The 13,915-nt window shown below is 44.4% G+C and carries 12 protein-coding genes; 6 read left to right on the top strand and 6 right to left on the bottom strand.

The window, feature by feature from the left end; genetic code table 11:
• Positions 1-46 precede the first annotated feature (46 nt).
• The gene (locus AC1DFM_RS30930; RefSeq protein ID WP_477080651.1) at positions 47-1,291 is read right to left on the bottom strand and encodes an HD domain-containing protein; all 1,245 of its coding nucleotides are present in this window, start codon (positions 1,289-1,291) and stop codon (positions 47-49) included.
• A 345-nt stretch (positions 1,292-1,636) separates the two neighbouring features.
• On the opposite strand from AC1DFM_RS30930, the gene porX reads away from it, so the two are divergent.
• The 6 genes from porX to AC1DFM_RS30900 all read left to right on the top strand — a co-directional run bounded on the left by porX (position 1,637) and on the right by AC1DFM_RS30900 (position 7,925).
• Complete coding sequence (porX, locus tag AC1DFM_RS30925) at positions 1,637-3,190, top strand: T9SS response regulator signal transducer PorX (RefSeq protein ID WP_477080650.1); 1,554 nt, start codon at positions 1,637-1,639, stop codon at positions 3,188-3,190.
• A 111-nt stretch (positions 3,191-3,301) separates the two neighbouring features.
• Positions 3,302-3,646, top strand: a complete 345-nt coding sequence (locus AC1DFM_RS30920; protein ID WP_477080649.1) for a hypothetical protein — start codon at positions 3,302-3,304, stop codon at positions 3,644-3,646.
• 24 nt (positions 3,647-3,670) lie between these two features.
• Complete coding sequence (locus AC1DFM_RS30915) at positions 3,671-4,432, top strand: MBL fold metallo-hydrolase (protein WP_477080648.1); 762 nt, start codon at positions 3,671-3,673, stop codon at positions 4,430-4,432.
• A gap of 72 nt (positions 4,433-4,504) precedes the next feature.
• Complete coding sequence (locus AC1DFM_RS30910; RefSeq protein WP_477080647.1) at positions 4,505-5,473, top strand: ComEA family DNA-binding protein; 969 nt, start codon at positions 4,505-4,507, stop codon at positions 5,471-5,473.
• Between the two features lie 12 nt (positions 5,474-5,485).
• The gene (locus AC1DFM_RS30905; protein WP_477080646.1) at positions 5,486-6,625 is read left to right on the top strand and encodes an acyl-CoA dehydrogenase; all 1,140 of its coding nucleotides are present in this window, start codon (positions 5,486-5,488) and stop codon (positions 6,623-6,625) included.
• 526 nt (positions 6,626-7,151) lie between these two features.
• Positions 7,152-7,925, top strand: coding sequence for a c-type cytochrome (locus AC1DFM_RS30900; RefSeq protein ID WP_477080645.1), 774 nt, complete (start codon positions 7,152-7,154; stop codon positions 7,923-7,925).
• A 118-nt stretch (positions 7,926-8,043) separates the two neighbouring features.
• Here AC1DFM_RS30900 and AC1DFM_RS30895 read toward each other — a convergent pair whose 3' ends face one another.
• From AC1DFM_RS30895 to AC1DFM_RS30875, 5 genes are all read right to left on the bottom strand, one after another.
• Positions 8,044-8,331: a hypothetical protein gene (locus AC1DFM_RS30895; RefSeq protein WP_477080644.1), complete on the bottom strand. Its 288-nt coding sequence runs from the start codon at positions 8,329-8,331 to the stop codon at positions 8,044-8,046.
• Between the two features lie 55 nt (positions 8,332-8,386).
• Positions 8,387-9,631, bottom strand: a complete 1,245-nt coding sequence (gene clpX / locus AC1DFM_RS30890) for an ATP-dependent Clp protease ATP-binding subunit ClpX (protein ID WP_477080643.1) — start codon at positions 9,629-9,631, stop codon at positions 8,387-8,389.
• 348 nt (positions 9,632-9,979) lie between these two features.
• Positions 9,980-10,684, bottom strand: a complete 705-nt coding sequence (gene clpP / locus AC1DFM_RS30885; RefSeq protein WP_291928596.1) for an ATP-dependent Clp endopeptidase proteolytic subunit ClpP — start codon at positions 10,682-10,684, stop codon at positions 9,980-9,982.
• Positions 10,674-12,053 carry a trigger factor gene (gene tig / locus AC1DFM_RS30880; protein WP_477080642.1) on the bottom strand — a complete coding sequence of 460 codons (1,380 nt, stop codon included), beginning with the start codon at positions 12,051-12,053 and terminating at the stop codon, positions 10,674-10,676. Before tig ends, clpP begins: the two co-directional genes overlap by 11 nt.
• 510 nt (positions 12,054-12,563) lie before the next feature.
• Entirely contained in the window at positions 12,564-13,910 is a 1,347-nt protein-coding gene (locus tag AC1DFM_RS30875; RefSeq protein WP_477080641.1) for a DUF1565 domain-containing protein, read from the bottom strand.
• Positions 13,911-13,915: the final 5 nt, after the last annotated feature.

Below are 13,915 nucleotides of genomic sequence, written 5' to 3'. Positions count from 1 at the left end.
CCAGGCTACACCGGATAGTATGAACTTATTCTTTAACATTTTATGTCTATAAAACGTTGTTAGCCTGAATTTTTGGATGACAAATGTAGAATTTTTTTACCGGTATCGCCAGAGTATGGCTAATCAGTGCATTGTCGATGGAGGAAATGTCTTTTACAGTTCCGTCTTTAAATAGGATATTAATCTTCTCGTCGTTAACGTTATAAGCCCTCAGCGTGGCTGCTCCGGAAAAAACAAAGTAATCCAGGTCAGCGCCTTCAATGCCCCACTTCTGTTTTACCTGTTCCTGCAATAATTGCTCCGCACTGCCATCAAATGCCTGGTTACTTAATACTACTTTTAGCAAGTTCCTGTTTATCAACCATTTACACAAAAGGGACAAAACTTTGTCCTCATGTGTTGCCCAAACTTTTATTGCGCCCATGATATCATAGTCGTCCAACAAACAAAATAACCGCAAACAATCCGGCTCCCGCTCAAAATTGTCTTTGGTCACTGTGTTATATAGGAAATAAGACAATGCCGGCGAACAAAACAGCTCTTTCCCTTCCTGGGCCAGCGCCTTGGCGCGGCTCAGAATCTTTACCAGCATGTTTTCCGCGCTCAGCACCGTTTTATGCAGATATACCTGCCAGTACATCAGCCGCCGTGCTATGATAAACTTCTCAATAGAATAAATTCCCTTTTCTTCCACCATCAGCTCCCCATTGTGAACCGTCAGCATTTTGATAATGCGGTCGTATCCAATGGTACCTTCCGCCACTCCCGTGAAGAAACTATCCCTGTTCAGATAATCCATCCTGTCTACATCCAGTTGGCTCGACACCAGCTGATGCAGGAATTTTTTATGATATCGTCCGTTAAAAATATCAAGTGTAAGTGTCAGGGCGCCATCCATCTGCTTGTTCAGGTCTTCCATCAGCCACTGGGAAATCTCTTCATGAGATACCCCCTCAATAATGCCATTCTCCAGGGCATGGGAATAGGGGCCATGTCCAATGTCATGTAGTAAAATGGCCATTTTAGCGGCTACCTCTTCTTCCGGGGTAATATCCGCGCCCTTGCTCCGGAGTTCCTGCAAGGCCATACACATCAGATGATAAGCACCCAGGCTATGATGAAATCGCGTATGCATAGCACCAGGATACACCAGTTGCGCCAGCGCCATCTGATGTATGCGGCGAAGCCGCTGGTAATATGGATGTGAAATGAGGTTAAAAATCAACGGGTGATCTATGGTAATAAAGCCATACACCGGATCATTAACAATTTTTCGCTTGCGTTCGGTCATTGCATTTAATTATACCTTTCAAACAAGGGGTATCCAAGCCTGAAATCCCTGGTGAGGGTGTGCAAAACTACACCATGAATTAATTATATGTAAATTTTTTACTTATAATGACGCTCTCCGTCCACGAAACCCCTATGACAGTAAAAAACAATTGGTAGGTTACAGGTAATTAAATGTTATGGACGCGAAGGTAAATAACTTTATCAGCCCGTTCGCTTTTTACTGCCATCATTTTACCCTGATCAGCTGTTTTTAACATATAATTACCGGCAAATGATTGACAGGGAACGATTTTTGCCAAAAAATAGGGGTAAATTTCTTTTTTATGGAACCTTAAATCTTACTATGAGCCAGATAAATATACTATGGGTAGACGACGAAATAGAGTCGCTAAAATCACAGATTATTTTTTTAGAAAGCAAAGGTTACAAAGTATCCGCCCTCACCAATGGGTACGATGCGCTTGAATTTCTGAAAGACCAGGTAGTAGATGTTGTGTTGCTGGATGAATCTATGCCCGGTATCACCGGCCTGGAAACTCTGGGTAAAATCAAGGAAATAGACCAGCAGATCCCGGTAGTAATGATCACCAAAAATGAGGCGGAAGATGTAATGGACGATGCCATCGGCTCCCAGATCACCGACTACCTCATCAAACCGGTAAATCCCAATCAGGTATTATTATCTCTCAAAAAAATAATTGATAACAAAAGACTGGTGGCCGAAAAAACCACCAACGCCTACCAGCAGGAGTTCCGCAGCCTATTCATGGCCCTCAGCTCTAACCCGGATTACAACGAATGGATGGACATCTACAAAAAACTCGTGTACTGGGAAATGGAGATGACCAAAGCCAACAGCCCGGAAATGCTGGAAGTATTCAACGCCCAGAAAACGGAGGCCAACAACGAATTCTCCAAATTTATCAGCCGTAATTACGGCGACTGGCTCCATCCCAAAGCGAAAGAGGCGCCGGTGATGTCGCACACCTTGTTCCGCGATAAGGTGGTACCTAACCTGGACCCCAATGTTCCCAACGTATTTTTGCTCATCGATAACCTGCGCTACGACCAGTGGAAGGCGATTCTACCTACTTTCCAGGAGTCGTTCCGCCTGGTAGAGGAGGAGTCTTTTTACAGCATTTTACCTACCAGTACCCAATACAGCCGTAATGCCATCTTTGCTGGCATGTTGCCCATAGATATTGAACATCGCTTCCCCCAGGAATGGAAAAACGATGACGAGGAAGGCGGGAAAAACATGTACGAAGAACATTTCTTTGCCGCCCAGCTGAAGCAACTGAAAATGGACCCGCGGTTTTCGTATACCAAGGTGACCAATCACGCTGACGCACAAACGATGCTCAACAATATCCACAATATGCTGGATTATCCACTGAGCGTAATTGTATACAACTTTGTGGATATGCTCAGTCATGCCCGCACAGAAATGGAAGTACTAAAGGAATTAGCCGGTGATGAGGCGTCTTACCGCTCTATAACCGCCAGCTGGTTTGAGCATAGTCCGCTGCATCAGGCCCTGAAACGAATCAGCGATAAGAAAATAAACCTGATCATTGCTACCGACCATGGCAGCGTACGGGTGAAAACACCGGTAAAAGTGATCGGAGATAAACAAACCACCACCAATCTTCGCTATAAACACGGCCGTAATCTGAACTACGAAGCCAAAGAAGTATTGGCCTTCAGAGATCCCCGCGATGCTGGCTTACCTAAGCCTAACGTCAATTCTTCCTATATTTTTGCCAAGGGAGATGGGTACCTCTGCTATCCAAACAACTACAATTACTTTGTAAACTACTACCGTAATACCTTCCAGCATGGCGGCATTTCCCTGGAGGAAATGATTGTGCCGTTCGCGAGAATGGTGACGAAATAGCAGAAAGTAAAAAGCTATTGTCCCGGAGATATAAGCGGATGAAATTTGCACCCATCAATCGCGACAATAGCTTTTTGCTTTCCGCTTTCTGCTTTTTGCTATTTTTGCTGCATGAACCTAAAGATTACTCCAAACAACCTGACCAAGCTGGAAAAGATTTTTGAGGAAGCCAAATATGTGCTGCGCTTTGAAAAAGGTAGTTTCCTTTCCGGTTACTGCATCCTGGAACATAAGAAGGTGGTAGTGATCAATAAGTTCCTGAATCTGGAAGGCCGTATCAATACCCTCATTGATATTTTAACCACATTACCACTCGATGAAGAAATACTGACGGCAGAGTCACACAAACTGTACAAGCAAATTCAGTCCAGCAGACCGGTTCCGGAAGCAGGGACTGATGAGCCGGAAACACCGCAAACACCGGAATCACCGGAATCCGAACAAACAGCAGAATAGGTTAAACAGTCAAATGATTTTGGGATGAAAGTTACATTCTTAGGTACAGGTACATCGCAGGGAGTTCCCGTTATAGCTTGTGGTTGTGAAGTGTGCGCCTCGCCGGATAAAAAAGATAAACGTTTAAGAAGTAGTATCCTGATTACTGCGCCCGCAGGCAATATTGTAGTGGATACCACACCCGATTTCCGTTACCAGATGCTCCGCGAAAAAGTAGGACACCTGGAAGCGGTGCTGATCACCCATTCCCATAAAGATCATATTGCCGGCATGGATGATATCCGCGCCTTTAATTATTTTCAGCAAACAGCTATTAATATATACGCCACTGAGTTTTCCCAAAGCGTGATCAAACGGGAGTTTGCCTATGCATTTGCGGATTTTAAATATCCCGGCATTCCGGAAATAAACCTGCGCACCATTGGCAGCGAGCCTTTCGATATCAATGGGCTCACCATTACCCCGGTGCAGGTAATGCACCATAAAATGCCGGTAATAGGCTTCAGGGTCCACGATTTCACCTATATCACAGATGCCAATTATATTGCGCCCGAAGAAAAGGAGAAGATCCGGGGCTCAAAAATATTGGTGCTGAATGCCCTGCGCAAAGAAAAACATATCTCCCATTTTACGCTGGAAGAAGCCATTGCATTAGGGAAAGAGCTGGAGGTACCTGAAGTATACTTTACACATATCAGCCACCAGTTAGGACTACACGAAGATGTGTCCAAAGAGCTGCCCACCGGTATGGCCCTGGCTTATGATGGGCTCACGCTAAAAATTTAAATCCATTCTATTTCTATTAACAAAAGCGCCACACGGGAAGTGTAGCTTCACGGCAAATGATTGTTAACCCATATGTGGAAATCTTTTGTCCGCGGATACCTGCGTTTTTCACGCCGGGAGCGGTACGGCATCTTCCTCCTGATAGCGGGGATGTTGCTAACATGTTATACCCCCGACCTGCTTTTTTACTTCCAACGGCGTATACCCGTAGGCGATAGTAGCGATTTAAAAGCGGCCGTACAGGCCTTCGAGGCAGCTAATAAGGCTCCCGCCACTACCAATACGCTGTTTTATTTTGATCCCAACACTTTGTCGGTGGCCGGATGGCAGCAACTGGGCGTGTCAGAGCGAACAGCGCTCACCATTACGAAATACCTTTCTCACGGTGGCTATTTCCGTAAGGCTACAGACCTGACACGGATTTACAGTTTGCCCTCAGCCGCGTGTGCGCAACTGATACCTTATGTGCGGATAGCGGAGAAGAAGGAGGAAAGGGTTTGGGAGAGACGGGAAAGCAAGGGCAATTACCGGCGCTACGGGGCTTTCCAGGGGCCTTCCTCCTTTCCCGTCAAAAGAGATTCAGCGGGATGGCATCATAAAGAAGCGGTTTCGTTTGCCCGTTATCGTAAGAAAGAGGCGGCGGTCATTGATATTAATACGGCAGACACAACGGTCTGGCAAACGTTGCCGGGCATAGGACCGGGCTTTGCACGCCGGATAGTTACGTTCCGGGATCGCCTGGGAGGCTTCTACGCGGTGGCCCAGGTAGCCGAATGTTATGGGTTGGCAGACTCTGTATTTCAAAAAATTCAACCTTTTTTACAGATCGGTAATAGTTCTCTAATAAAACTAGACCTCAACCTCACAGATGAAAAATCTTTGGCGGCTCACCCGTATATACGCTACAGATTGGCGCGGTTAATAGTACAGTATCGTAGTGCCCATGCGGGTTTCAAGGCAGTGAGTGAGCTCCGCACGCTGCCGTTGGTGGATGAGATTATTTATCGTAAAATTGAACATTACATCGAACTCAAACCTTAAAGCCACACGTTCATGAATTTTGAGCCAACGGAAATGCAACAACAGATTGCACAAATGATCCGGGATTTCGGAAAGACAAATATTCAGCCGCACGTGTTGGAATGGGACGAAAACCAGGAATTTCCACTACATGTATTTAAAAAACTGGGGGAACTGGGACTCATGGGCGTGCTGGTGCCACAGGAATATGGTGGCAGCGGATTAGGATACCTGGAATATGTAACGGTAGTAAGTGAGATCTCCCGTATTTGTGGCGCCATTGGATTAAGTGTGGCAGCACATAATTCTTTATGTACCGGTCATACCCTACAATTCGGCAATGAAGCGCAGAAACAGCGCTATCTGCCTAAGCTGGCCAGTGCAGAGTGGATTGGGGCCTGGGGATTAACAGAACCCAATACCGGCTCCGATGCGATGAATATGAAATGTGTGGCAAAGAAGGATGGCAACGACTGGGTGATCAATGGTACCAAGTGCTGGATCACGCATGGTAAAAGCTGTGATGTGGCCGTAGTAATAGCCCGCACCGGCGATGTACGTGATAGTCATGGTATGAGTGCTTTCATTGTAGAAAAAGGAACACCTGGTTTCAGCGGCGGTAAGAAAGAGAATAAGCTGGGTATGCGGGCTTCTGAAACAGCAGAAATGATATTTGATAATTGTCGTATTCCTGCAGAAAACATGCTGGGAGTGGAAGGAGATGGTTTTATCCAATCTATGAAAGTATTGGATGGCGGTCGTATTTCCATAGCGGCATTATCGTTGGGGATTGCCAAAGGCGCTATGGATGCGGCTTTGAAATACTCCAAAGAACGGCATCAGTTCGACAAGCCGATTGCCAGCTTCCAGGGTATTTCTTTTAAACTGGCGGATATGGCCACGGAAATTGAAGCAGCTGAATTATTAACTATGCAGGCCGCTGATATGAAAAACCGGAAGGTGAAAATGACGCAACAGGCTGCCATGGCCAAATACTACGCTTCTGAAGTAGCGGTAAGAGTGGCGAATGATGCAGTACAAATATTCGGTGGATATGGCTATACAAAGGATTTTCCGGTGGAAAAATTTTATCGTGATGCAAAATTATGCACCATTGGAGAAGGAACTTCGGAAATTCAAAAGATCGTAATTGCCCGGGAAGCACTTAGATAGAATAACGATTTTGCTATTGATTCTGATTAATTTGAAGTAGATGTATTTTTTTAATTTAATGAAAGATAACTGATGAGCCGCTCATCATTTTTTAAAATTAATTTAATATTACCCCTTTAGTGTTATTGTATATTGCAAAAGGAACGTTAAATTTGGGTTAATTCATCACTCTTTACCGTTTATCAACCTTAACACACAAAATCAGGAAAGATTTGAAACACTTTTACGCAATGAGAAGCACCCTGTAATACGGGTGCTTTTCTATACCGGGTCTGGCTGGTTTATCCCATGTGAAGACGCTTCGTAAAGTAAAAGAGATATAAGCCTGTAATCCACGTTATGATTCTTCCATAATTCAGTAGTTCTACTGAAGCCAGTAATATTTATCCCTATTACTTTTGCTTTCTAAATTATCCCAGTTGTTATGTTCTCCAAAATACTTAAATGGGCCGGCAGGATATTGCTTGGTCTGGTGTTAATCTGTGCATTAACTTATGCGGTTTTTTCCTTCCTTTTTCGCCAACATGTGAATAAGTCCTACGCAGTGCAGGTGAGAGACATCCCAATCCCGGAAGATTCGGCTACTATTGCCGCCGGCAAGCATCTTTATGAAATTAAGGGTTGCGGAGAGTGCCATGGTACTGACTTACGTGGGCGGTTGATCGTAGATGACCCGGGTTTGGGGCGTATTGCCGGAACCAATCTTACCTATGGTAAAGGAGGGCTTTCGGCGGACTTTGACAACAAAGCCTGGCTAAGGGCGATGCGGCACGGTTTAAATGCCGAAAACAAGACTTTATTGCTGATGCCCTCACAAGAGTTTGCCCGGCTGGATGATCACGATATAGCGGCTATAATCGCGTTTTGTAAAGCTCAGCCCAAAGTGGATACGCCTAACATCCCAACGGAGATAGGGCCAATGGGCAAAATACTGTCTGTAATGGGCAAAATTCCGCTGTTTCCGGCTGAAATGATAGACCATAGCCATCAGCAGCCAGCGTTGGTAGCGAAGGCGCCTACGGCAGATTATGGGAAGTATTTATCGGCTTCCTGTACGGGCTGTCATAAACCGGAGTTGACAGGGGGAGATAACCCTGTTCCGGGAGGAGCGCCGGTAGCCAATATTACCAGCACCGGTCATGTGGGCAAATGGTCGAAAGAGGAGTTTATTACCGCCCTGCGTACCGGAAAAACACCGGAAGGAAAACAATTGCTGGTGAAAGATATGCCCTGGACAATGACTGCCCAGTATACAGACGACGAATTGATTGCTTTATATCTTTATCTGAAAACATTGTAAAAACAATTACGAATTTCAAATTACGAATTACGGCTTTCGGAGAAGATAGTAAACGCGAAAGTTATTCGCTATGCTCTTCTCTGAAAGCCGTAATTCGTAATTTGAAATTCGTAATTCTCTATTTTTTATCCTTGTTGAAGAAGTCGGATACTTTATCCTTTGCTTCTTCTGCCCAATCTTCTGCCTTATCTTTTACATTATCCAGAAAATCACCTGCCTGATCCATCAAACCAGCCTTTTTTTCTCCGGCTTTGTCTGACATTCCTGCAAACCAGTTATCCACTGTACCTGCAATAAAAGGAGGTAATTTGCCTTTCACATATTCTTTGATCACATCAATGGATTGTGCTGCCTGTTCGGCGGTCAACCCGGCTTTTTCCTGTAATTGCTGAATGAGTTCCTGCATAAATAGAGGTTTTATGATTAGAGATAGTGTAGCCATACCGGTATTCCGGTCATGGTTATGCTACTTTCAGTTTCACAAGGGTGGACTGCTCCAGTTTTGACTGTGCATATTCCCTGGTCAGGTGGAAGGTAGTTTCATTTGCAGAAGGTAACTCATACATAGCATCGCTCAGTACTACTTCGCAGATGGAGCGTAATCCACGCGCACCCAGTTTGTATTCCATGGCTTTGTCTACAATGTAGTCGATCGCTTCTGCTTCTACCTGCAAATCGATATTTTCCACCTTGAACAGTTTCTTGTACTGTTTAACGAGTGCATTTTTCGGCTCTGTTAAGATGGCTTTCAGGGTATCTCTATCGAGTGAATTCAGATAGGTAACCACTGGCAGACGTCCCAGTAATTCAGGAATCAGACCGAAAGATTTCAGGTCCTGTGAGTTGATGTAACGCAGGATCTGTTTTCTGTTTTCTTCTTCTTTTTCCTTGTTAACGGTAAAGCCGATAGAATGTGTTTGTATTCTTCTGCTGATAATCCTTTCCACACCATCAAATGCGCCACCGCAGATGAAGAGGATGTTTTGTGTGTTCAGTTTGATCAGTTTCTGCTCCGGATGTTTACGACCGCCCTGTGGAGGTACCAGTACTTCTGTACCTTCCAGTAATTTCAGGAGGCCTTGTTGTACACCTTCACCGCTTACATCGCGGGTGATGGAAGGGTTATCGCTTTTACGGGCAATTTTATCGATCTCATCGATGTAAACGATGCCACGTTCAGCAGCTTCCACATCGTAGTTACATACCTGTAACAGGCGGCTGAGGATACTTTCCACGTCTTCACCCACATAACCGGCTTCTGTAAATACGGTAGCATCTACAATGGCAAAGGGTACGTTTAATTGTTTGGCGATGGATTTAGCGAGGAGGGTTTTACCGGTACCGGTTTCTCCCACCATGATGATATTGGACTTTTCAATTTCCACTTCATCGTCACCTATCTGCTGATTGAGCCTTTTATAGTGGTTGTATACCGCTACAGCGAGTATTTTCTTGGCATCATCCTGTCCGATAACATATTCGTCCAGGAATTTTTTCATGTCCATTGGTTTGGACACTTTAGGCGCGAAGTGCGGCGCCGCTGCTGAAGGAGCTTTCTTGCCAGGAGGAAACAGTTCCTGGTCAATTATTTCCTGCGCATTGGCTACACAGTTTTCACAAATGTGTCCTTCCGCGCCAGCTATCAATATCTGCACTTCTTCTTTAGAGCGGCTGCAAAAGGAACAACGAATTTTTGATTCTTTCATTTCGGAATAGATTATTTTTCTACGAAACTATCTGGCCTGCCGTGATAATGCAGGGTTACAAATTTACATTAAATAGCGTAAAGCATAAAGCCGGAAGCCCAAAGTTAGCATAAGCACAAAAGCAAAGGGTTTCGTAGCAACAGGTATGGAAAAAATATCATATCACCCCAGCTTTTAGCCGTTGGCTATCAGCTTTTAATGATAGCGGACGCTATTTGATAAAAACTTAAAATTTTAAAAGCTCAAAACTATTGAAGCGAATGATGCTAGCGACATGTACTAAAAAACCGCTATATCATTCGCTACAATAGCTTTGAGCTTTATGCCTTAAGCTTTAAGCTTTAAGCTTTACTGTGGTGTATCCAGATTTTTCTTTGGATTCTTCTGGAGTACGTCATCGATGATGCCGTATTCTTTCGCTTCATCCGCAGTCATCCAGTAGTCACGGTCAGAATCTTTTTCCACTTTTTTCACTGGCTGTCCGCAGTGGCTGGCAATGATTTCGTTCAGTTCCTTTTTCAGTTTCACGAACTCACGTGCAGTGATTTCGATATCTGAAGTCTGGCCTTCTGCACCGCCATGAGGCTGGTGAATCATTACACGGGCATGCTTCAGCGCAGTACGTTTTCCTTTAGCGCCGGCTACCAGCAATACAGCGCCGAAAGAGGCGGCCATACCGGTACAGATAGTAGCGATTTCAGGAGAAACTACCTGCATGGTATCATAGATACCTAAACCAGCATACACACTACCACCGGGGCTGTTGATGTACATCTGGATATCGCGGGTACGATCGGAAGACTCCAGGAACAGTAACTGCGCAGTAATTACGTTTGCTACGTAGTCGTTTACCGGATCTCCGAGGAAAATAATACGATCAGCCATCAACCTGGAGAAAACGTCCATCTGTTGCATATTCAACTGACGCTCTTCAAGGATGTAAGGAGTCAGGCTGTTGAACTGGTTGTGGCTTTTAGCATAACTATCTACTACCAGGCTGCTGATTCCCCGATGCTGGATGGCATATTTTCTAAATTCATTATTAATGTTCATGATGGTGATGTTTATGAGGTAAATTAACAAAATCTTCTGCTTTGATTTCCTCTTCTTTCACGTTCACCTTTGCTTCAGCCCAGTCAAATAACTTGGCAGTGATCATTTCACGGTAAGTCTGGTCTACAAATTTTTCATCCTGTAACAGGCGATCCAGGTAGCTGTCTAACCATTCTGCTCCATCAGCAGCGGCGCCGCCATAGTAGCCTAATACTTTTTGTTTGGCATTTTCTTTCAGTTCTTCGAAAGAAACTTCCAGTTTATTTTCTTTAACCAGTTTATCGCTGATCAGTGTCCAACGCAGTTGGTGGTCGAAACCAGGGAATTCTTTGTCCGCTTCTTCTGCAGTTTTAGGTTTTTCACCACCTACCTGCAACCAGCGTTTGAGGAAATCCTTTGGTAAATCCATTGGGGTTTCGTGTACCAGTACTTCAAACAGGTCGTTGTGAAGGTGGTTACGGCTTTCAGAATCCCAGTATTTACCGATTTCTTCTTTCAGTTTAGCGCGGAAAGCTTCTTCTGTAGTGATTGCTTCTCCCGGATAAACTTCTTTGAAGAACTCTTCATTCAGTTCTCTTTTTTCAATCAGACCTACTTTAGTGATGGTCAGTTTGAAATATTTCTGCGCTGCTTCTTTATCAGTTGTTTCGAAGCCCAGATCTTTCAGTATCCAGCCCAAACGTTGCTCATCAAAAGAAGTAGCTAATTGGAATACAATGCTGTCTTCATTCTTTTTGCCCTGCAGTTCTGCCTGGATAGCAGGTGAGAAGTATTTAACCAGTAATGCATTTTCTTTTACAATACCGCCTTCTACTACATTGCCTTTTGCATCTGATTCTTCGAATTTAACGTTAATCACGTTATCTTCTGAAGTAATTGTTTCTGGTTCGGTTGTTTTTCCACCTTTCAGCTGTAAACGTTGTACCTCGTCATTTACCATTTCTTCGGTAACAGCTACTTTATATTTGGTAAGGGTGGTTTTGTTGTTTTCCAGTGGAGTAATTGCGAAACTTGGTTTCAGACCAACTTCAAATTCGAAGGCATAATCAGCAGGCTTGTTGAAATCCAGATCTTTTGCCTGTTTTTCCAGAGATAATGGCTGGCCAAAAATTTCCAGCTTCTCTGTCTGTACATAACCCATCAACTCTCTTTCAACAGTTTTCAGGATTTCGTCACCAAAGATAGCCTGACCGTGCATTTTCTTTACCATACCAGCAGGGACCATTCCTTTACGGAAGCCAGGTATGTTTGCATTTTTGCTGAATTGCTTTACTGCTTTGTCAAAATTAGGAAGGTAGTCTTCCTGGCTCACTTTCACAGTGATCTTATCGTTCAATAAACCAATGTTTTCTCTCGTAACGGTTGCCATAATTGAATTGTATAAAAGTGTTCTTTAAGAAGCAATAATAATTCCTTATTTATTTTTCTGCCATGAAGTCACACGGGCAAGTAGGAATGGCAGAGGACTTTTGTTGAATAAAATCAGGTGAAACTGTGTCTGAACAGGACTACCGTGATAATGAAAGTGAGGGAAAGCATAGTATTATCACGTTGCCATATTGACGCATTGCCACATAACATTATATGTACGGCTGGGCGGAACGCATGCTGTAAAGCAACAGATCCAATTGCCAGCCCTGTTTGCCGGCTTTTTCCACATCCGTGCGTTTTCGTACCTATTTCCTAATCTAACCTTTTTCAAATATAAACAACTAGTTTCCAGTTAGTTGTAAATATCGGTCAACTTTATGATCGCGCGAAGATAGCTAAATTTATTCTGTTTTCAGGGAATTCCGGACCAAAGAAACAGGTCCCGGGATTTTACAAAAAAGGCAGGCCCCTTCCGAAAAAGAGGCCTGCCTGCATATTATTTTAGCTTTTACTTCCGACGGATCGTTGCCTTTGCATCACATTGGCAGGCAGCTTGCCAATCGGCCAGCTTCGTATATAGCTGCCCGTTCCAGATCCACTGACCTGACCCCTTAATAAAATACCTGTTATCGTCGATGATGTTATCATGACCACTGCTGCTGTATTTGTGAATAAATACATCGCTGCTATCACGGGCGTAAATGCGATTACCCCGGATCGTATTCCGGATGCAGTTCTCGGTCAGCCGGATTTCGCCTTCCGTTTCGCCGTTATGGCCTTTTACTTTGTTATTGTACTTCAGGGTGTTATTGACAATCCTATTGCCTTCGGCCCTGCCATTGTTATATCCTACATAACCGCCCATGTCTATCCCCGCCAGCCAGCAATTGTAAACCAGGTTATCACGAACAATGCAATTCATACTGGGGAACTGCTGGTTTTCGCTGGCCAGGCTGATACCCCGATCACTATCGTAGATTTTGTTTCTTTCAATAGTTATACTTCTTGCCCCATCCACATAAATACCAATGGCCCCGTGCATATCACCGGAAGGACGAATGGGCCCGATAGACGCATCTACATTATACAACACATTATCACTGATCACCCCATTGCGGGCAAAGTTCACGGTTGAATCAGGATTGGCCCAATAGCCACCAGCCGCGTCAATGCCAATGTTTTCGCAATTGTAGATTTTATTGTGGGTAACGAAAAACGTATCTACGTAACCGTTAATGGTCAGATTTTCACTATAGCCTGTTTTACAGTCGTGGATGATATTGCCGGTAATCGTTAGTTGTGTAATCGGGGCGGGACTGTTGCCCAGCACAGAAATAGCATGAGCGCTACGGCCTTTTTCCGGTGCTACTTCGTGTGCAATATCATGTATTTCATTGTTCCTCACAATAATGTGACTGCCGGCGCCTTTTACCACAATCCCATCAGGGAACCCGCTGGCGGAATTACTTTTAAAATTGCTTACTTCAAAACCATCCATGATCACCCAGCTCACATTGTTGATGGTAACCAATCCTTCAAAGCCATTCACCGTAAGGGTGCTGCCATTGATCACAGGTTTTTCCCCTGTATAGGCTTTGAGTGTAATGTATTGCCCCTGGCTGCCAGAGCGGGGAAATACCACTTTTTCTGCATAGTTGCCGCCGCGCACCAGTACTACATCGCCTGGCATGGCTTTGCTTAAAGCATAACTGATGGTTTGAAGGGGAGATTGTTTACTGCCGGTATTTTGATTGTTGCCATTGCTAGCTACGTAATAAGTAGCTGGCGGAGCGCTGTAGGTAAGCGCGGGAGCGGCCAAAAACAGGGCCGTCCATAAGGATTTAAGTAGTTGCATGGTAT

The sequence above is a fragment of the Chitinophaga sp. 05T412 genome (genome assembly GCF_056396465.1).
The sequence above is the reverse complement of the archived record's forward strand: the minus strand, read 5'-3'. Positions and strand labels throughout refer to the sequence as shown.